The following is a 17,749-nucleotide window of genomic DNA, read 5'->3' on the forward strand; positions in this document are numbered from 1 at the left end:
GGTTGTGATTCCAAACCCACTCGCCCTACGCTCGGTGTCAAGAGAGGGTTGGAAAATCAAACCAACCCCGTCGCACCGCACCGCAGGAGGCGAGAACGTCATGCGCGACGCCGTCGTCGTCGAAGCCGTCCGCACCCCCATCGGCAAGGGCAAGCCGGGCGGGGCGCTCGCCGGGACGCACCCGGTGGAGCTGCTCGCCCACACCCTGAAGGAGCTCGTCGGCCGCAGCGGGATCGACCCCGCGCTCGTCGACGACGTCATCGGCGGGACCGTCGACCAGGTCGGCGAGCAGGCCATGAACACCACCCGCTGGGCCTGGCTGTCGGCGGGCTTCCCGGACTCCGTCCCGGCCACCACGGTCGACCGGCAGTGCGGCTCCTCCCAGCAGGCCGTGCACTTCGCCGCGCAGGGTGTCATCGCTGGCGCGTACGACGTCGTCGTGGCCTGCGGGGTCGAGTCGATGAGCCGGGTGCCCATGTGGTCCAACGTGCCGCCCGGCGCGGACCCGTTCGGCCCGGGCGTCGCCGCGCGCTTCCCGGGCGGACTCGTGCCGCAGGGCATCAGCGCGGAGCTGATCGCCGCGAAGTGGTCGCTGAGCCGCGAGGCGATGGACGCCTTCGCCACCGATTCGCACCGCAAGGCCGCCGCGGCGTGGTCGGCCGGTGCCTTCGACGCCGAGGTCGCGCCGCTCGCCGGGCTCACCACGGACGAGTCCGTCCGTCCCACGACCACCCCGGAGATCCTCGCCGGGCTGCGCCCCGCCTTCGCCGACCCCGGCTACGCCGAGCGCTTCCCGCAGATCGACTGGTCGGTCACGGCCGGCAACAGCAGCCCGGTCAACGACGGCGCCTCCGCCGTGCTGATCACCAGCAGCGAGACCGCCGAACGGCTGGGCCTGCGGCCGCTCGCCCGGCTGCACAGCTTCGCGGTCACCGGTTCCGACCCGCTGCTGATGCTGACCGGTGTCATCCCGGCCACCGAGCGCGTGCTGCGTCGCGCCGGGCTCGACCTGGCGGACGTCGACCTGTTCGAGGTCAACGAGGCCTTCGCGAGCGTCGTCCTCGCCTGGCTCCAGGAGACCGGCGCCGACCCCGCCAAGGTCAATGTCAACGGCGGGGCCATCGCGCTGGGCCACCCGCTCGGCGCCAGCGGCACCCGGCTGATGACCACCCTCGTCCACGCCATGCGGGCCCGGGGCGCGCGCTACGCGCTGCAGACCATGTGCGAGGCGGGCGGACTGGCCAACGCGACGGTCCTCGAGGCGCTCTGATCCGTACGGGACGGGCGGCGTCCCTGGCGGCGGCCGCCCGCCCCGTACCCTGAATGCCGTGCACGTACTCAACGACGCCCCGCTCGCGCCCCTGACCACCTTCCGCCTCGGCGGTCCCGCCACCCGCCTGGTGACGGCGACCACGGACGCCGAGGTCGTCGAGGCGGTCAGGGAGGCGGACGCGGCCGGGATGCCGCTGCTGGTCATCGGCGGCGGCAGCAACCTGGTGATCGGCGACGAGGGCTTCGCGGGCACCGCGCTGCGCATCGCCACCAGGGGATTCGAGCTGAACGGCACCGAGCTGGAGCTCGCGGCGGGCGAGGTCTGGACGGACGCCGTCGCCCGCACCGTGGAGGCGGGCCTGGCGGGCGTCGAGTGCCTGGCCGGCATCCCGGGTTCCGCCGGGGCCACGCCCATCCAGAACGTGGGCGCGTACGGCCAGGAGGTCGCCAGCACGATCACCGAGGTGATCGCCTACGACCGGACCACCGGCGGGACGGTCGTCCTGGACAACGCCGGGTGCGCCTTCTCCTACCGGCACAGCCGCTTCAAGGCGGACCCCGCCCGCTACGTCGTGCTGCGGGTGCGCTTCGCGCTGGAGGACGCCGACGGCATGTCCGGCCCGCTGAAGTACGCCGAGGTGGCCCGCGCCCTCGGCGTCGGCACGGGCGACCGGGTGCCCCTGGCCACCGCCCGCGAGACGGTGCTGAAGCTGCGCTCGGGCAAGGGCATGGTGCTGGACCCCGAGGACCACGACACCTGGTCGGCCGGCTCCTTCTTCACCAACCCGGTCCTCACCGAGGCCGGTTACGCGGACTTCCTGGCCCGGGTCCACGACCGGCTCGGCCCCGACGCCGCGCCCCCCGCCTACCCCGCGGGCGACGGCCGCACCAAGACCTCCGCCGCCTGGCTGATCGACAAGGCGGGCTTCAGCAAGGGCTACGGCACCGGCCCCGCGCGGATCTCCACCAAGCACACCCTGGCCCTCACCAACCGGGGCGGCGCCACGACGGCCGACCTGCTCGCGCTGGCCCGCGAGGTCGTCGAGGGCGTCCACGCGGCCTTCGGGATCACCCTGGTCAACGAGCCGGTGACGGTCGGCGTGCGCCTCTGAGCCGCCCGGCGTGGCCCGGCACGACCACAGGACCCCTGGCCGGCTAGTACGCCACCCCGACCGCCTGCCTCAGCGTCGCCTCGTCGCCGACCGCCGCCAGCATCGCGTGCGCCACGTCGGCGCGGCCGATGGTGAAGCCGCCGCGCAGGTTGGCGTTGAGCGCGGTCCGGTAGACCCCGGTGAGCGGCTTGTCGCTGAGCTTGGGGGGTCGTACCGCGGTCCAGTCGGTGGCGCTGCGGCGCATCTCGTCCTCCATCGCCCGCAGGTCGTCGTAGACGGGCCGCAGCAGCCCCGAGACGACCGGCGCGGCGATCCGGCCCAGCAGCGTCTCGTCCTGCGGCACCGGCCCCAGCGGGGCCGCGCTGACCGCCACGAGGCGGCGCACGCCCGCTGCCTCCATGGCCCGCAGGACGGTACGGGTGACCTCGGCGGCGATCCCCGCGTCCTTGCGGCGGCGCGGCCCGAGACCGGAGAGCACCGCGTCCCGCCCGGCGACCGCCGCGCGCAGCGGCTCGGGGTCGGTCAGCGGCGCCGTGAACACCTCCAGGCCGCTCCCCGTCACCGGCAGCCGCGCCGGGTCGCGCACCACCGCCGTGACGCCGTGCCCCGCCGCCAGCGCCTGGCGCACGATCTGCTGCCCGATGCCCCCTGTCGCGCCGAACACCGTGATGTCCATCGTTCCCTCCCTCGGTTGGTGAATGCTCACTCACCACTAGGGTGAGTGCATGCCCACCCCCGAGTCAACGCCCACCCGTACGCGGATCCTGGACGCGGCCGAGCGCCTGATGCGCACCATCGGCCTCGCCCGTACGACCACCAAGGAGATCGCGAAGGCGGCCGGCTGCTCGGAGGCCGCGCTCTACAAGCACTTCAGCAGCAAGGAGGAGCTGTTCGTCCAGGTGCTCAAGGAGCGGGCGCCCCGGCTCGGCCCGCTCATGGCCGAGCTCACCGCCGACCCGGGCGGCCGCAGCGTCGAGGGCTGCCTCACCGACATCGCGCGCACCGCGGTCCTCTTCTACGAGTCGAGCGTGCCGATCGCCGCCTCGCTCTTCGCGGAGCCCGCGCTGCTGGCACGGCACCGCGAGGCCCTGCGGCCCATGGGCACCGGGCCGCACCTGCCGCTGCGGGAGCTCGCCCGCTACCTGGGCGCGGAGCGCGACAACGGGCGCATCCGCGCCGACGCCGACCCCGAGGCGGCCGCCGCGCTGCTCCTCGGCGCGTGCTTCCAGCGCGGCTTCCTCAACCGCTACCTGGGCGAACCCGTCGACGACCGGCCGCTGGACGACTTCGCGGCCGCCGTCGCCCGCACCGTCCTGGCCGGGATCAGTCGCTGAGCCAGTCGTCGATCCCCGCCAGGAGCTTGGTCCGCACGCCCTCCGGCGCCGCGGAACCGCGCACCGACTGGCGGGCCAGTTCGGCCAGCTCCTCGTCGGTGAAGCCGTGCGCCTTCCGGGCCAGTTCGTACTGCGCGGCGAGCCGCGAGCCGAACAGCAGCGGGTCGTCGGCGCCCAGCGCCATCGGCACGCCGGCGTCGAAGAGGGTGCGCAGCGGCACCTGCTCGGGCCGGTCGTAGACGCCGAGGGCGACGTTGGACGACGGGCACACCTCGCAGGTGACCCCGCGCTCGGCGAGCCGGGCCATCAGCCGCGGGTCCTCGGCGGCGCGCACGCCGTGCCCGACCCGGCTCGCGTGCAGGTCGTCCAGGCAGTCGCGGACGCTGCCCGCGCCCGCCAGCTCGCCGCCGTGCGGCGCCGCCAGCAGACCGCCCTCCCGGGCGATGGCGAAGGCCCGGTCGAAGTCCCGGGCCAGGCCGCGGCGCTCGTCGTTGGAGAGCCCGAAACCGACCACCCCGCGGTCGGTGTAGCGCACCGCGAGGCGGGCCAGCGTACGGGCGTCCAGGGGGTGCTTGGTGCGGTTGGCGGCGACGAGGACGGCCATGCCCACGCCCGTCTCCCGGGAGGCGGTCTCCACCGCGTCCAGGATGATCTCCAGCGCCGGGATCAGCCCGCCCAGGCGCGGTGCGTACGAGGTGGGGTCGACCTGTATCTCCAGCCACCCCGACCCGTCGCGGGCGTCCTCCTCGGCGGCCTCGCGGACCAGACGACGGATGTCGTCGGGGGAGCGGAGCACGGAACGCGCGATGTCGTACAGGCGCTGGAAGCGGAACCAGCCGCGCTCGTCGGTCGCGCGCAGACTGGGCGGCTCGCCCGAGGTCAGCGCCTCGGGGAGGTGCACCCCGTACTTGTCGGCGAGCTCCAGCAGGGTCGCGGGCCGCATCGAGCCGGTGAAGTGCAGGTGGAGGTGCGCCTTGGGGAGGAGGGATACATCGCGTGCCATCCACAGATCCTGCCGCACCGGTGGGGGGTGCCGGTACCGCTTTCGGTCCCTTTCCCCGAACGAGGGCTTGCCCGCACACACACGCGGGCCCCTGACCGGCAGGTCAGGGGCCCGCGGGGCGCCGGACTCAGGCCTTGGCCTCGCCCAGCAGCTTCTGCATCCGGGAGACGCCCTCGACGAGGTCCTCGTCGCCCAGCGCGTACGACAGGCGCAGGTAGCCGGGGGTGCCGAAGGCCTCGCCCGGGACGACGGCGACCTCGGCCTCCTCCAGGATCAGCTCGGCCAGCTCCACGGAGCTCTGCGGGCGCTTGCCGCGGATCTCCTTGCCGAGCAGCGCCTTGACCGACGGGTACGCGTAGAACGCGCCCTCCGGCTCGGGGCAGACGACACCGGGGATCTCGTTGAGCATCCGCACGACGGTCTGGCGGCGGCGGTCGAAGGCCTTCCGCATCTCGGCCACGGCCACCAGGTCGCCCGAGACGGCGGCCAGGGCGGCGACCTGCGCGACGTTGCTCACGTTCGAGGTGGCGTGCGACTGCAGGTTGGTGGCGGCCTTGACGACGTCCTTGGGGCCGATGATCCACCCCACGCGCCAGCCGGTCATGGCGTAGGTCTTGGCGACGCCGTTGACGACGACGCACTTGTCGCGCAGCTCGGGGAAGAGCGCCGGCAGCGAGACCGCGGCGGCGTCCCCGTAGACCAGGTGCTCGTAGATCTCGTCGGTCAGCACCCACAGGCCGTGCTCGACGGCCCAGCGGCCGATCGCCTCGGTCTCGGCCTCGGTGTAGACGGCGCCTGTCGGGTTGGACGGCGACACGAAGAGCACGACCTTGGTCTTCTCCGTGCGGGCGGCCTCCAGCTGCTCGACGGAGACCCGGTAGCCGGTGGTCTCGTCGGCGACGACCTCCACCGGTACACCGCCGGCCAGCCGGATCGACTCGGGGTAGGTCGTCCAGTACGGCGCCGGGACGATGACCTCGTCACCCGGGTCGAGGATCGCGGCGAAGGCCTCGTAGATGGCCTGCTTGCCGCCGTTGGTCACCAGGATCTGGGAGGCGTCGACCTCGTAGCCGGAGTCGCGCAGCGTCTTGGCGGCGATCGCGGCCTTCAGCTCCGGCAGGCCGCCGGCCGGCGTGTAGCGGTGGAACTTCGGATTGCGGCACGCCTCCACGGCCGCCTCGACGATGTAGTCGGGGGTCGGGAAGTCGGGCTCGCCGGCTCCGAAGCCGATGACCGGTCGCCCGGCTGCCTTGAGGGCCTTGGCCTTCGCGTCCACGGCGAGCGTCGCGGACTCGGAGATCGACCCGATGCGGGCCGACACGCGTCGTTCAGTTGCAGCGGTCATGTCTGCATCGTCGCAGACCCGGCGGTACCGGAGCACACGAGTTCACGTTCCGGGCAGAACCGCGCGCAACCGTTCCGAACCGCGCCCGGACACGCGACGCATTCGACGCCCGGCCCGCGAACACGTACACTCATCCGTCGATGGCCCCCGCGAGCTGATCTTGGCTGCGCACATCGTGCAGCCGCTCGGATGCGGTACGTTGGGGGGCACTCAAAGGGTCGTAGCTCAATTGGTAGAGCACTGGTCTCCAAAACCAGCGGTTGGGGGTTCGAGTCCCTCCGGCCCTGCTACAAGCAGGCAGATGTTTTGAGGATTGTTTCGGCAAACGACCCGGATTCAGGTGAGGACGAGTGACGGAAGCCCTGGGCTCCACCGCGACGCCTGAGAGTGGTCGTCCCGACAGTGAATCCACGGACGCCACCTCCAAGAAGCCCCGCCGCGGCGGCAAGCGCGGCAAGAAGGGGCCCCTCGCGCGCCTCGCGCTCTTCTACCGCCAGATCGTCGCGGAGCTCCGCAAGGTCGTCTGGCCCACGCGCAGCGAGCTCATCACCTACACCAGCGTGGTGATTGTCTTCGTTGTGGTCATCATCGCGCTCGTTACCGTGATTGACTGGGGATTCAACAAGGGCGTCTCGTACGTCTTCGGGTGATTCCTCCCGCGGAGGGCGCCCGTGGCGCCCGACCGCCTGTTCCACATCGTGAAGGAAGAAGCAGCGACCGTGTCTGACCCGAACCTGTACGACGCCGACGAGACCGTCGAGGGCGACGACACCGCGCTCGACATCGTCGAGGCAGCCGACGGCGACATCGACCAGGCGGAGGCTGCAGACGAGGCCGTCGGCGAGCCCGCCGAGCAGGCTGCCGTCCAGGTCGTCGACGAGGACGAGGCGGACGAGGACGAGGCCACGGGTGAGGAAGCGGCGGAGGAGCAGGTCCTGGTGGACCCGGTCGCCGCGTTCCGCGAGGAGCTGCGTGTCCTCCCCGGCGAGTGGTACGTGATCCACACCTACGCCGGCTACGAGAACCGCGTGAAGTCCAACCTGGAGCAGCGCGCCGTCTCGCTGAACGTCGAGGACTACATCTACCAGGCCGAGGTGCCCCAGGAAGAGGTCGTCCAGATCAAGAACGGCGACCGTCGCACCGTCCGCCAGAACAAGCTGCCCGGCTACGTGCTGGTGCGCATGGACCTGACGAACGAGTCCTGGGGCGTCGTCCGCAACACCCCCGGCGTCACCGGCTTCGTCGGCAACGCCTACGACCCGTACCCGCTGACGCTGGACGAGGTCACCAAGATGCTGGCTCCGGAGGTCGAGGAGCAGGCCGCTGCCGCCGCCGAGGGCGGCGAGGGCGGTGCCGTGCCGAAGCGCAAGGTCGAGGTCCAGGTGCTGGACTTCGAGGTCGGCGACTCGGTCACGGTCACCGACGGCCCGTTCGCGACGCTGCAGGCCACGATCAACGAGATCAACCCGGACTCGAAGAAGGTCAAGGGCCTCGTGGAGATCTTCGGCCGCGAGACGCCGGTCGAGCTGAGCTTCGACCAGATCCAGAAGAACTAGTCAAATAGTCCTCCGAAAGAGCCCCTGACCAGCGGTTTCCCGTTGGGCAGGGGCTCTTTCGCGTGCCGAGGGCCGTCACTGGGCCGTCAAGCGTCTCCGGGCCTTGCGGAAGACGGCATCGACCGCCTTGCGGGTACGGGTCTCGCTGGTCGGCATCAGGTGGGTGTACGTCCGCAGAGTGAAGCCCGCATCGGCGTGACCGAGGTAGGCGCTGACCGCCTTGATGCTCTCGCCGGCGTCGAGCAGCACGGAGGCGTAGAAGTGCCGAAGCGCGTGCATGCCGTCTTCGCGAGCCGCCTTGTATCGCTCACCGGGGCCCGGCACCGGGATCACACCGGCCGCCGCGAGCGCGGGTTTCCAAATGTGGGTGTTGAAGTCGTTCCGGCGCAGCGGGCCGCCGTCCAGCGCAGTGAAGTAGAGGAGCCTGGTCACAGGCGGCCCGTCCACACGGAGCCACGGCAACGTGATCTCCACTGGCGGGAAGGCCGTCATGTGAGTGGCGAGCGCGGAGGCGACGGCATCCGGCACCGGCACGTCTCGCAGCTTGCCGTTCTTAGGCGGTGAAAAGAGCAGATGCCCGTTGACCAGCTTCACCTGCTGCGTGACGTGCAGTACCCCAGTCAGCGGATCTACGTCGTCCACCGCCAGGCCGAAGATCTCACCTTGGCGGAGCCCGCAACCCGCCCCGACATCCACCATGGCCCGCAGGCGATCGGGCGTCCCGGCCCGGACAGCGAAGACGCGATCAGGCAGCCACGGCGTGACCCGTCCGGCGGCAGGTCTGGGCGGACGAACCGAGCCAGCCCGGCAAGGGTTGCGTGCGAGATAGCCGTCATCCACCGCCGCCGACAGCACGGCTGAGACATTGCCGAAGATCACGCGCCGGTACGAGCCGCCAGCACCCGTGTCCTCCAGCAGCCGAGCCCACGCGCGGATGTGCGACGGCAGGAATGACGCCAATGGGCGGTTGCCCAGGTGCGGGAATGCGTGCAGCCGGAGACGACTTTCCACCGCGACCTGTGTTGCCGCGTCGGTTGTCTGCGAGGCCAGCCAGTCCAAGGCGTACTTCCTGAACGTGATCTTTCCGGCCATCGGGTCGATGTACTGGCCGCGCGACATGTCGGCCTCGATGTGAGAGAGCCACTGATCGGCGAGCCGCTTCTGCCGGTCGGGGAAGCTCTTCGACTTCTCCGTGCCGTCCGGGGCGACGTACCGAGCGCGGTAGCGCAGGCCGATGCCGTGGCGGTCGGTTTTGACTCGGACGGGCTTGCCCTCCGGGCCGTCGACGGTTTTGTACCAGCGGTCTTGGACGTGTCCGGCCATCAGGCAGCCTCACCTTCCAGCAGGTCAGCCACCCAGCGGCGAACGTCTTCGGGGTCGTAGCGCAGGTGCCGGCCGATGCGGAAGCCGCGGGGACCGGTGCCCTTGCGGCGCCACTGATAGACGGTTTCCAATGGAACGCCCAGGAGGTCGGCCAGGTCGACGGGGGAGAGGTAGCGGGTGGGGAGCGATCGGGCCACGGTCACCACCCCTCTTCCTCGGTGGCGAGGTCGGCGAGTGCCTCGCGGGCGGTGTCTCGGTTGATGCGGATGTCCCGGGCGATCGAGGCGGCGAGCCAGGATTCGCCGGGAGTGTGGCCGTGACCGGCGTAGGTCCAGTGGGCGAGTATCAGCGTGGAGCCCTCCGTTTCGTCGGGGTCGGGGAGTCCGCGTTCGCGGCGTTCCTGCCGGGCGCGGTAGTCGGCGCGGACCTGGCGCCGTTCGGCGAAGGTCGAGGAGTAGCGGCGCGACTTGGTGAGGAAGTGGCCACGGAAGCCGAGCATGTGAGCCCAGGCCCGGAGCTTTCGGTCCGGGTAGGCGTCGTGCAGGTCGAAGCAGACTTCGATCAGCCGCCGCGTGTGGGCGGGGAGGTCGAACAGGTCGAGTGCTTCGCGGTTGCCGATCCGGTGGTTGACGGTGTCGGTTGCTTCGGCTGCCTTGGTGGCGTACTTGGCCACGTACGCAGCAACGACCTGTTCGGTCAGCTCCGCATCCGTATCGCTGTCGCCCTCCTGGTCGTGGGTGCCGATCGGGCGGACGTCGACCTGTTGGCCCCAGCGCAGGACGCGGCCCGGATGGTCGTCGGCAGCGGGCACGGGGACCGAGACCCGAGCCGCGGCGGCTTCGATCGCATCGGTCAGCAGGGGAGTGGTCGCCCATGGGGGCGGTGGGTCGTCCGGTCCGGCTGCTCCGTCCAGGCGCACCACGGCGTGGAAGTGGACTGCCCCGCGCTTTTGGTACTCGGCGACCTTTCCGAAGGAGACCCGGCACAGCTCCCGCATGGAGGTTTGCGTCAGACCGGCGCGGGCGGCGATCTCACGGCGCAGATAGATGGTGAAGCGGCGCCATAGGTCGCCCGCGTGGTTGTTCCACAGCACCGCGGCGGCGTAGTCGTACCGGTCCGGGTCCAGGGGGGTGCCCAGTTCGGGGGCTCCCTCGCTGTGGGCGGTGCCGCAGCGGCAGCATCCGGTCTCGGGGCGGTTGTGGACTGGGCCGAACGAGGGGGCGGTGAGTGTGGCGAACACCTTCGGATGTGCGCGGACCCGGCCCGGGATGCCCATGTGCCGGTCCCCGGTCAGGCCGGCGCGGACGAGACGGTAGGCGTCCCCGGCGTACATCCACGCGCACGAGGGGCAGCGGGAGGCACGGCGATTGCCGCAGGCCACGCGTAACCGGCCGCCGGGCTCATGCTCGGTCGAGTACGAGTAGAGGACCTGGCCGGTAGCCACGTCCCGGGTGACCGTGGCGCCTTGCAAGTGGATCGGGTCGGCGCAGCCGCCGGTGCGTTGGACCTGTTCCCGCCAGCGCTCGAAGCCCGGATCGTTGGCGACCCTCAGGGCGTCGGCCAGGGTCAGGGGTTCAGTGCCGCAGGCGGCCGCAGCATCAGCCACGACCGCCGGGGCAACGGACGTCAAGGTCACGCGGCCACCATCCCCACCGGGGCGGTGAGCAGGGCCGCGCGGACGGCGGTGTTGTGGCGCATGCAGGCCGTGAACAGCGGGCTGTCGTCTTCGATGTAGTTCAGCGGGATCGGCACCCAGCCGGTGTGGCCGCCGTTGTGCTCCCAGGCCGGCACCCAGCAGGGGCAGTGCTCGCCGGGCCGGTCATGCAGGTTGTGAGCGCTGCACTCTCCGCACGGCAGCACCACACCGGGCAGGCCGGTCAGCGAACCGTCCTTGTCGGTCTCTTCGCCGGAGCCCAGGCAGCTGCCGCACACGGCGTCGGCGAGTTTCGCGGGACGGACAGCGAGCGTTGCGGGCATGATGGAACTTCCCTTCGGGGAATCCATGGGCGCGGTGACTTTGCTGGCAGGCGGGCACCGCGCCCTCTGTCTTGTCCGCACCTGTTGGGATAGGCGGGGACGGTTCTATAGTGTTCTAGAGCGCCAACCCCAGTCAAGGGGTGTACTGAAGTGCTTTAGAACAGGAGCGACACGATGACCGGCACCTCGCCCGCACTGCCCCCGTATCGGCGCATCGCCGCCCAGATCAAGGGCAGGATCGAGCGCGGCGAGATCCAGGTCGGAGACCGTATTCCGTCTGTCCGCGACATCATCCGCGACGAAGGCGTTTCGGTCGGGACGGCTACTCGGGTAGCCGCAGTGCTGCGGGCAGAGGGGTACGCCGAGACGATCACTGGGATTGGGACGGTGGCACGCATGCCGAGCAAGGTCACGACAGGACCCGACCGCCTTCAGTTGCAGCGCACGACCGGAAGCGGATTCCGCCCCGGCGAACGAGTGGAGATCGTGAGCGCCGAACTCGTCCCCGCAACCGCCGAGGTCGCCGACGCACTGGAGGTGGACGAGGGCACGCCCGTGGTCCAGCGCCGACGCAAGTACCTGGACGAAGACGGAGTGATCGCGCTCTCCACGTCCTGGCTCCCCGGCGACCTGGCCGACGCGGCCCCCGAGCTGATCTCGACAGGCCCGCTCCCCAAAATGACCTTCGGTCTGATCGAGGACCGAACCGGCCGCAGGGCGATCAAGCGGCGCGACGTGGTGTCGGTCCGGCCCGTGCCCGAGGACATCGCGCAGCTCCTCGAAGTCGAAGCCGGGACGCTGGCGCTGACCATGGCAAACCACTACTGGGACCAGCACGGCCAGGTGACCGAGTACGCCCGCGACTTCATGGGCGCCGACCGAGAGCTGGCAGCCGACTACGACCTGGAGTAGACCGGCACAGCCGGATCAGTTACAGGTTTCTCTACCTCGATCAAGACACCCGGCGTCGCTCACGCTCCGCCGGGCGCGCGGCCCGCGTCCGGCCGCGCCCACGCTCCAGTCTTCGCCCCGCTCGGCGCGCCGTCCGCCACCGCGCGCCAGCAAAGGTAGGCCGGGGCATGAGGTGAGAACCGCGGTGGCTGGGGCGGGCGCCGACACGATCTTTAGCCACCTCCCCGGTCCGGGACCCGACGTCGAACAAGACCAGGGGGCCGATCGGGCTTATTGCGGGCAGGCAGGAGCCAGCCCGATCCGCGGCCAGCGTAAGGCCCCCTGGCCATGCTCGACCCCAGCCCAGGCAGGCCACCGGCCAAAGATCGCGCCAACGCCCGTGTGCGGCTGTTACTCACTCGCCGGGGCCGGGGCACGGGACGGCGCGCAGCCCCCTTCTGTACGTGGGCTGCGTGTAATGGGAAATTGGGGGCCTGCGCTGCGGGGCGGAGGCTGGTCCTCGACAGCAGGCCCTCCACTGGCGTAGGGAGGATGAACCGTGACCTCAGACCACGACCTGCTGTGGCATCGCTGCGTTCACCTGGGCCATGTTCTGCTGCCATTGGTGGACCAGGAGCTATGGCGCCGCGATAGCCGCCACGAGAACCTGCAGGCGCGGGGCATAAGCAAGGTGGAAGGCGAACAGCTAATCGAAATCTTCGCCGCCCTGGCCGCCCATGCTGCCGCAGCCGAAGGTTCCCTGTCAGCCTACGAATTCGACTCCTTGCCCCTCATGGCCGTGGCCGATGCGGCAACCGGCAAGAGCGACATCGAACTGCTTGCCGGGGTCCCAGTCACCTTCGCCGACGGCACCCGTGACGGACAGTTGGTCGGCGTCTTCCGCCTCTACATCTACAGGGGCGGGCCATACAGCCTCCGGATCTTCCAACTAAGCAGGGAACTACGCCACGCGTTGATCACACTCGCCGAACGGTCTCCGACACCCTCCACCACCTGCGGGGACCTCTTCCGCCAGTGGAACGCCGAGGTCGGCCTGCCGCAGACAGACTGAGACCCGCAGCTGGCCGCCTGCCCAGTCGGTGCCATTACGCGACACCCAGCCGGTTCCGGCTTCGCTGCCGGCCTATGCGGGAGCCGACGGACGTCGTGCCCGCTGCGTGCCCGTTCCGAGGGGACGCAGCGGGGACTCGCGGGGAACGGCGGCGCCAACCTCGCTCCGGGCCAAGTCAGGGCGTCGCCAGGTCAGCGGCCACCCGCATACGACGTCTTCCAAACTGATGCTCCGGCCGTAGCTTCACCACCTGTGCCACAGCGCGCGCCGCGAGACGTATGGTTTCGCTCGTGAAGGCTCCCTGGATAAGACGTGGTGGTTCTTGGCTCGCTGCATGGGTCATCGCCACATTGCTGTTTTGGTTGATGGGGAAGGTGACCGGCGAACCGGCAGGTTGGATGACATCTGGAGCCTTTGCCCTGTTCATGCTGGTTGCTGGCGAGTTGTCCCCACGATGGCACCGCTACCGGCGATCAAGAAAGCAGGCCCGTACGCGATCAGCGGCAGCAAGCGAATAACGAATTCGGTCGCCCCGGGCCGTCTCTGGGCCGTCCGAGGGCGCACAACAATGACCAACGCTGACAACCGTTGACGGCACAGCCCCAGGTCACAGCGTTGATCCCTCGCGAAGTCCCAGGTGGGCAGGGACTCACGCCACTTCCAGAAGAACTAGCCGGACCCGAACACCGGAAGAGCCCCTGCCCGCGGTTTCCCGCCGGGCGGGGGCTCTTGCGCGTACGGCGGCGGTTGGCGGGCCGGCGGTCCGGTGGCCGGTGGGAGGTCCGTGACGTGGCTCCGCGGGGCCCTGCGGGGTGCCCGGGAGGCACGGGTCGACGGGGGCGGCAGACGCCGGACGGCACCGGCGGAGGGCTTGTCTGACCTGCCCGGTTTCAGAGCTGGGCACGATACCCGCTATCGTGGTGCGGTATGCCTGCTCGCAGGCAGGAAAACTCTCACTAGGACCCGGAGAGAGCACATGCCTCCCAAGAAGAAGAAGGTCACGGGGCTTATCAAGCTCCAGATCAACGCTGGTGCGGCCAACCCGGCCCCGCCGGTCGGCCCGGCACTGGGTCAGCACGGCGTGAACATCATGGAGTTCTGCAAGGCCTACAACGCGGCCACCGAGTCGCAGCGTGGCTGGGTGATCCCGGTGGAGATCACGGTCTACGAGGACCGTTCCTTCACCTTCATCACCAAGACCCCGCCGGCCTCCCGCATGATCCTCAAGGCCGCGGGTGTGGAGAAGGGCTCCGGCGAGCCGCACAAGACCAAGGTCGCGAAGCTTACGCGTGACCAGGTCCGCGAGATCGCCACGACCAAGCTGCCCGACCTGAACGCGAACGACCTGGACGCCGCCGAGAAGATCATCGCCGGCACCGCGCGTTCCATGGGCATCACGGTCGAGGGCTGACCACTCCACCAGCAGTTCCGTGGCAGGGCCTGCTCGGCCCGCACCACGACTCCTCAAGACACACAGGAGCAGTAGTGAGCAAGCGCAGCAAGTCCCTCCGGGCTGCGGACGCCAAGATCGACCGGGAGCGTCTGTACGCCCCGCTCGAGGCCGTCCGTCTCGCCAAGGACACCTCCACCAGCAAGTTCGACGGCACCGTCGAGGTTGCCTTCCGTCTGGGCGTCGACCCGCGCAAGGCCGACCAGATGGTCCGTGGCACCGTGAACCTTCCGCACGGCACCGGTAAGACCGCCCGGGTCCTGGTCTTCGCGACCGGTGACCGTGCCGAGGCCGCACGTGCCGCGGGCGCCGACATCGTCGGCGCCGACGAGCTGATCGACGAGGTCGCGAAGGGCCGTCTGGACTTCGACGCCGTCGTCGCCACCCCGGACCTCATGGGCAAGGTCGGCCGCCTCGGCCGCGTCCTCGGCCCCCGTGGTCTGATGCCGAACCCGAAGACCGGCACCGTCACCCCCGACGTGGCCAAGGCCGTCACGGAGATCAAGGGCGGCAAGATCGAGTTCCGCGTCGACAAGCACTCGAACCTGCACTTCATCATCGGCAAGACCTCGTTCGGTGAGCAGCAGCTGGTCGAGAACTACGGCGCGGCCCTGGACGAGATCCTGCGTCTGAAGCCGTCCGCCGCCAAGGGCCGTTACATCAAGAAGGCGGCCATCAGCACCACGATCGGCCCCGGCATCCCGATCGACCCGAACCGCACCCGCAACCTCCTCGTCGAGGAGGACCCGGCCGCCGTCTGACCGGGTCGGGCCCCTGCGGCTCGTGTGATGTGAACCGGCCCCGCACCTCCTCCGGGAGGCGCGGGGCCGGTTTTTTCGTACGACTGTGTCGGTGCGGTGCGTTAACGTGACGAGCGGTTCCACGGGGGACCGAGAAATCACGGACCGTATGGGGTGGGGTTTTCATGAGCTTGTCGGCAGCGAAGCGTCTGGGCGTCGGTCTGGCGGCCGTGGTCGTCGTGGTCGGGCTCGCGGGCTGCGACGACGGCGACGGGGGCAGCAAGAAGCGCAAGAAGGCCGACGCGCCCCACGAGGCCGTCCAGGCGCAGGGCGACATCGCCAAGGCCATCCAGGCCGCCTTCAAGAAGACCTCGGAGGCCAAGTCCGCCAAGGTCCGTATGACGATGACCATGCCGGCCGGCGCCCAGGGCGGCGGCACCATGCGGATCACCGGCGTGCAGGGCTGGGACCCGGCGGTCATGGACGTCACCATGGAGGGCGACGCCCTCACCGACGCCGACCCCGACGCCCCCTCCCGGATCCGCATGATCATGCTGGACCAGGCCATGTACATGGACATGGGGGAGAAGCAGGCCGCCCAGATGGACGGCAAGCACTGGATGAAGCTGGACCTGAAGGCCGCGGCCGAGGTGAGCGGCAGCGAGGAGCTGCAGAAGAAGATGACCGGAGGCCTGGGCAACATGAACCAGGACCCGGCCGAGCAGCTCGCCCTGCTGCTCCAGTCGCCCAGCCTGAAGCACGTCGGCGCGGAGAAGGTCGACGGCGTCCAGGCGGACCACTACAAGGGCACGCTGAGCTTCGAGGAGATGGTGGACGCCAACAAGGCGACCGGCGTCCTCTCCGAGAAGGAGCGCAAGGCCCTCATCGACAACGTGCGGAAGGCCGGCATCAAGGGGTACGACACCGAGATCTGGGTCAACCAGGACCACTACCCGGTGAAGATGGTCGTGGGGATGAAGACTCCCCAGGGCACGCTCCGCATGAGCGCCTCCTACTCCGACTACGGCACCGGGGTGAGCGTCGCGGCGCCGCCGGCGAAGGACACGTTGGACCTCTTCGGGATGCTCAAGGACATGAAGGCGTCCGGCCTGGACGGGGGCACCGGCCTGACGGGCTGACCTGCGCCGGGAACGGATTTGCCTGGCGCGGATCCGTTCCCGTACCCTTCTGGGGAAGCCAAAGACCGCTGGTTGCTGGCGCGCCCGCGAGGGTGCGGCAGCCGAAGGATCCGCTGATGCGGACGGCCCGCGCAGGTGACAGTGGATGTACTCCCGGAAGCGCTCCCGCGGTTCCGGTCGAGTCACGCCCCGTGCGCCTGCGCCGGGGCGTTTGTTTTGCCCGGCCCCTTCCCGTGCGGTCCGAATCACCCGGAAGGAGGCCGAGGCTCTATGGCGAGGCCCGACAAGGCCGGTTCGGTTGCCGAGCTGACGGACAAGTTCCGCAGCTCCAACGCCGCCGTGCTGACCGAGTACCGCGGTCTCACCGTGGCGCAGCTCAAGACGCTGCGCCGTTCGCTCGGTGAGAACGCCCAGTACGCCGTGGTGAAGAACACGCTGACCAAGATCGCGGCCAACGAGGCCGGGATCACCGCTCTGGACGACCTGTTCGCGGGTCCGACGGCGGTCGCCTTCGTCACCGGTGACCCGGTGGAGTCGGCGAAGGGTCTCCGTGACTTCGCCAAGGAGAACCCGAACCTCATCATCAAGGGCGGTGTGCTTGACGGCAAGCCGCTGTCCGCCGATGAGATCAAGAAGCTCGCGGACCTCGAGTCCCGCGAGGTGCTGCTCGCCAAGCTGGCGGGTGCCATGAAGGCCAAGCAGGGCCAGGCCGCTGCTGTCTTCCAGGCCCTGCCCTCGAAGCTCGTCCGCACCGTGGAAGCGCTTCGTGCCAAGGCCGAGCAGGGCGGTGCCGGTACGCCGGCTCCCGCCGAGGACGCGGAGTAACCACTCCCGTGCTCTAGCGGGCCCGTACGCCCGCCGACATGTACATCCGGCACCAGCCGAATTAGTGGAAGGACCGCCATCATGGCGAAGCTCAGCCAGGACGACCTGCTCGCCCAGTTCGAGGAGATGACCCTCATCGAGCTCTCCGAGTTCGTGAAGGCCTTCGAGGACAAGTTCGACGTCACCGCCGCCGCCCCGGTCGCCGTCGGCGTTGCGGGCCCGGGTGCCCCGGTCGCCGAGGCCGAGGAGGAGAAGGACGAGTTCGACGTCATCCTCACCGGCGCCGGCGACAAGAAGATCCAGGTCATCAAGGTCGTGCGCGAGCTGACCTCCCTGGGTCTGAAGGAGGCCAAGGACCTCGTCGACGGCACCCCGAAGCCGGTCCTCGAGAAGGTCAACAAGGAGGCCGCAGAGAAGGCCGCCGAGTCCCTCAAGGCCGCGGGCGCGGCTGTCGAGGTCAAGTGATCGCTGCCCCTTCCGAGGGGCTGATCAGCCGCGGGGCGGCCACCCTTTCGGGTGGCCGCCCTCGGTCGTTTGCGTGGTGCGTCACCCGGTCCGGCGACCGACCCGGGTAGGGTGATCATCACCGTTCCGGGGCCGTCGACTTCCTGGAGCTGTGACGATCTCCGCGGGGCGGAGGCCTTGACGAACCGCACGCAGCGCGCGATTCTCAGGACGCGTCGTCACATCGGCCATGTACCGAGGCATGG

The 17,749-nt window shown here is 70.0% G+C and carries 19 protein-coding genes and 1 tRNA gene; 13 read left to right on the forward strand and 7 right to left on the reverse strand.

Features of this window, described 5'->3' with window-relative positions; genetic code table 11:
- The first annotated feature begins 100 nt into the window (after positions 1-100).
- Together ACFW3D_RS12575 and ACFW3D_RS12580 are read left to right on the forward strand one after the other, a co-directional pair.
- Positions 101-1,270, forward strand: a complete 1,170-nt coding sequence (locus ACFW3D_RS12575) for a thiolase family protein (protein ID WP_500504066.1) — start codon at positions 101-103, stop codon at positions 1,268-1,270.
- Positions 1,271-1,328: 58 nt separating this feature from the next.
- Positions 1,329-2,384, forward strand: a complete 1,056-nt coding sequence (locus tag ACFW3D_RS12580; protein ID WP_500504067.1) for a UDP-N-acetylmuramate dehydrogenase — start codon at positions 1,329-1,331, stop codon at positions 2,382-2,384.
- Positions 2,385-2,427: 43 nt separating this feature from the next.
- On the opposite strand, the gene ACFW3D_RS12585 is transcribed toward ACFW3D_RS12580, so the two are convergent.
- Positions 2,428-3,060 (reverse strand): NAD(P)-dependent oxidoreductase, encoded by a 633-nt coding sequence (locus tag ACFW3D_RS12585; RefSeq protein WP_500504068.1) that lies wholly within the window; start codon positions 3,058-3,060, stop codon positions 2,428-2,430.
- Between the two features lie 49 nt (positions 3,061-3,109).
- Between ACFW3D_RS12585 and ACFW3D_RS12590 the strand changes: the two genes are divergently transcribed.
- Positions 3,110-3,718, forward strand: a complete 609-nt coding sequence (locus ACFW3D_RS12590) for a TetR/AcrR family transcriptional regulator (protein ID WP_500504069.1) — start codon at positions 3,110-3,112, stop codon at positions 3,716-3,718.
- Here ACFW3D_RS12590 and ACFW3D_RS12595 read toward each other — a convergent pair.
- Entirely contained in the window at positions 3,708-4,721 is a 1,014-nt protein-coding gene (locus ACFW3D_RS12595) for an adenosine deaminase (protein ID WP_500504070.1), read from the reverse strand. The two genes, ACFW3D_RS12590 and ACFW3D_RS12595, sit on opposite strands and share 11 nt — an antisense overlap.
- Positions 4,722-4,848: 127 nt before the next feature.
- Positions 4,849-6,066, reverse strand: a complete 1,218-nt coding sequence (locus ACFW3D_RS12600; RefSeq protein ID WP_500504071.1) for a pyridoxal phosphate-dependent aminotransferase — start codon at positions 6,064-6,066, stop codon at positions 4,849-4,851.
- 214 nt (positions 6,067-6,280) lie between these two features.
- Here ACFW3D_RS12600 and ACFW3D_RS12605 point away from each other — a divergent pair.
- The 3 genes from ACFW3D_RS12605 to nusG all read left to right on the forward strand — a co-directional run bounded on the left by ACFW3D_RS12605 (position 6,281) and on the right by nusG (position 7,622).
- A tRNA-Trp gene (locus tag ACFW3D_RS12605) sits at positions 6,281-6,353 on the forward strand.
- Between the two features lie 63 nt (positions 6,354-6,416).
- Positions 6,417-6,716 carry a preprotein translocase subunit SecE gene (secE, locus tag ACFW3D_RS12610; RefSeq protein ID WP_500504072.1) on the forward strand — a complete coding sequence of 100 codons (300 nt, stop codon included), beginning with the start codon at positions 6,417-6,419 and terminating at the stop codon, positions 6,714-6,716.
- A 69-nt stretch (positions 6,717-6,785) separates the two neighbouring features.
- Positions 6,786-7,622 (forward strand): transcription termination/antitermination protein NusG, encoded by an 837-nt coding sequence (nusG, locus tag ACFW3D_RS12615; RefSeq protein ID WP_500504073.1) that lies wholly within the window; start codon positions 6,786-6,788, stop codon positions 7,620-7,622.
- Between the two features lie 75 nt (positions 7,623-7,697).
- On the opposite strand, the gene ACFW3D_RS12620 is transcribed toward nusG, so the two are convergent.
- Genes ACFW3D_RS12620 through ACFW3D_RS12635 form a run of 4 tightly spaced genes read right to left on the reverse strand, consistent with a single transcriptional unit; the run spans position 7,698 to position 10,922 of the window.
- Entirely contained in the window at positions 7,698-8,945 is a 1,248-nt protein-coding gene (locus tag ACFW3D_RS12620) for a tyrosine-type recombinase/integrase (RefSeq protein ID WP_500504074.1), read from the reverse strand.
- Positions 8,945-9,142: a helix-turn-helix transcriptional regulator gene (locus tag ACFW3D_RS12625; protein WP_500504095.1), complete on the reverse strand. Its 198-nt coding sequence runs from the start codon at positions 9,140-9,142 to the stop codon at positions 8,945-8,947. Before ACFW3D_RS12625 ends, ACFW3D_RS12620 begins: the two co-directional genes overlap by 1 nt.
- Positions 9,143-9,144: 2 nt before the next feature.
- Positions 9,145-10,551 (reverse strand): replication initiator protein RepSA, encoded by a 1,407-nt coding sequence (gene repSA / locus ACFW3D_RS12630; RefSeq protein WP_500504096.1) that lies wholly within the window; start codon positions 10,549-10,551, stop codon positions 9,145-9,147.
- Between the two features lie 26 nt (positions 10,552-10,577).
- A complete protein-coding gene (locus tag ACFW3D_RS12635) occupies positions 10,578-10,922 on the reverse strand; it encodes a hypothetical protein (protein ID WP_500504075.1) in 345 nt (114 codons plus the stop codon).
- 174 nt (positions 10,923-11,096) lie between these two features.
- On the opposite strand from ACFW3D_RS12635, the gene ACFW3D_RS12640 reads away from it, so the two are divergent.
- The 7 genes from ACFW3D_RS12640 (at position 11,097) to rplL (ending at position 17,504) form a co-directional block, all read left to right on the forward strand.
- Entirely contained in the window at positions 11,097-11,834 is a 738-nt protein-coding gene (locus tag ACFW3D_RS12640; RefSeq protein WP_500504076.1) for a GntR family transcriptional regulator, read from the forward strand.
- A gap of 538 nt (positions 11,835-12,372) precedes the next feature.
- Positions 12,373-12,885 carry a hypothetical protein gene (locus tag ACFW3D_RS12645; RefSeq protein WP_500504077.1) on the forward strand — a complete coding sequence of 171 codons (513 nt, stop codon included), beginning with the start codon at positions 12,373-12,375 and terminating at the stop codon, positions 12,883-12,885.
- Positions 12,886-13,861: 976 nt separating this feature from the next.
- On the forward strand, positions 13,862-14,296 hold the full coding sequence (gene rplK, locus ACFW3D_RS12650; RefSeq protein WP_319135229.1) for a 50S ribosomal protein L11: 435 nt from the start codon (positions 13,862-13,864) through the stop codon (positions 14,294-14,296).
- Between the two features lie 74 nt (positions 14,297-14,370).
- A complete protein-coding gene (gene rplA / locus ACFW3D_RS12655) occupies positions 14,371-15,096 on the forward strand; it encodes a 50S ribosomal protein L1 (protein WP_500504078.1) in 726 nt (241 codons plus the stop codon).
- A gap of 164 nt (positions 15,097-15,260) precedes the next feature.
- On the forward strand, positions 15,261-16,214 hold the full coding sequence (locus ACFW3D_RS12660; protein ID WP_500504079.1) for an SCO4651 family lipoprotein: 954 nt from the start codon (positions 15,261-15,263) through the stop codon (positions 16,212-16,214).
- A gap of 270 nt (positions 16,215-16,484) precedes the next feature.
- Positions 16,485-17,039 (forward strand): 50S ribosomal protein L10, encoded by a 555-nt coding sequence (gene rplJ, locus ACFW3D_RS12665; protein ID WP_089226434.1) that lies wholly within the window; start codon positions 16,485-16,487, stop codon positions 17,037-17,039.
- An 81-nt stretch (positions 17,040-17,120) separates the two neighbouring features.
- On the forward strand, positions 17,121-17,504 hold the full coding sequence (rplL, locus tag ACFW3D_RS12670) for a 50S ribosomal protein L7/L12 (RefSeq protein ID WP_500504080.1): 384 nt from the start codon (positions 17,121-17,123) through the stop codon (positions 17,502-17,504).
- Positions 17,505-17,749: the final 245 nt, after the last annotated feature.

The sequence above is a fragment of the Streptomyces sp. NPDC058864 genome, from assembly GCF_042742985.1.
In the GTDB taxonomy this organism is placed as follows: domain Bacteria; phylum Actinomycetota; class Actinomycetes; order Streptomycetales; family Streptomycetaceae; genus Actinacidiphila.

What these genes read in the sequence shown, in the direction of transcription:
- ACFW3D_RS12660 (WP_500504079.1), top strand. Translation starts at nt 15,261, where the DNA reads ATGAGCTTGTCGGCAGCGAAGCGTCTGGGCGTCGGTCTGGCGGCCGTG.
- rplJ (WP_089226434.1), top strand. Translation starts at nt 16,485, where the DNA reads ATGGCGAGGCCCGACAAGGCCGGTTCGGTTGCCGAGCTGACGGACAAG.
- ACFW3D_RS12575 (WP_500504066.1), top strand. Translation starts at nt 101, where the DNA reads ATGCGCGACGCCGTCGTCGTCGAAGCCGTCCGCACCCCCATCGGCAAG.
- ACFW3D_RS12590 (WP_500504069.1), top strand. Translation starts at nt 3,110, where the DNA reads ATGCCCACCCCCGAGTCAACGCCCACCCGTACGCGGATCCTGGACGCG.
- rplL (WP_500504080.1), top strand. Translation starts at nt 17,121, where the DNA reads ATGGCGAAGCTCAGCCAGGACGACCTGCTCGCCCAGTTCGAGGAGATG.
- ACFW3D_RS12640 (WP_500504076.1), top strand. Translation starts at nt 11,097, where the DNA reads ATGACCGGCACCTCGCCCGCACTGCCCCCGTATCGGCGCATCGCCGCC.
- rplK (WP_319135229.1), top strand. Translation starts at nt 13,862, where the DNA reads ATGCCTCCCAAGAAGAAGAAGGTCACGGGGCTTATCAAGCTCCAGATC.
- ACFW3D_RS12595 (WP_500504070.1), bottom strand. Translation starts at nt 4,721, where the DNA reads ATGGCACGCGATGTATCCCTCCTCCCCAAGGCGCACCTCCACCTGCAC.
- ACFW3D_RS12585 (WP_500504068.1), bottom strand. Translation starts at nt 3,060, where the DNA reads ATGGACATCACGGTGTTCGGCGCGACAGGGGGCATCGGGCAGCAGATC.
- ACFW3D_RS12635 (WP_500504075.1), bottom strand. Translation starts at nt 10,922, where the DNA reads ATGCCCGCAACGCTCGCTGTCCGTCCCGCGAAACTCGCCGACGCCGTG.
- ACFW3D_RS12620 (WP_500504074.1), bottom strand. Translation starts at nt 8,945, where the DNA reads ATGGCCGGACACGTCCAAGACCGCTGGTACAAAACCGTCGACGGCCCG.
- ACFW3D_RS12600 (WP_500504071.1), bottom strand. Translation starts at nt 6,066, where the DNA reads ATGACCGCTGCAACTGAACGACGCGTGTCGGCCCGCATCGGGTCGATC.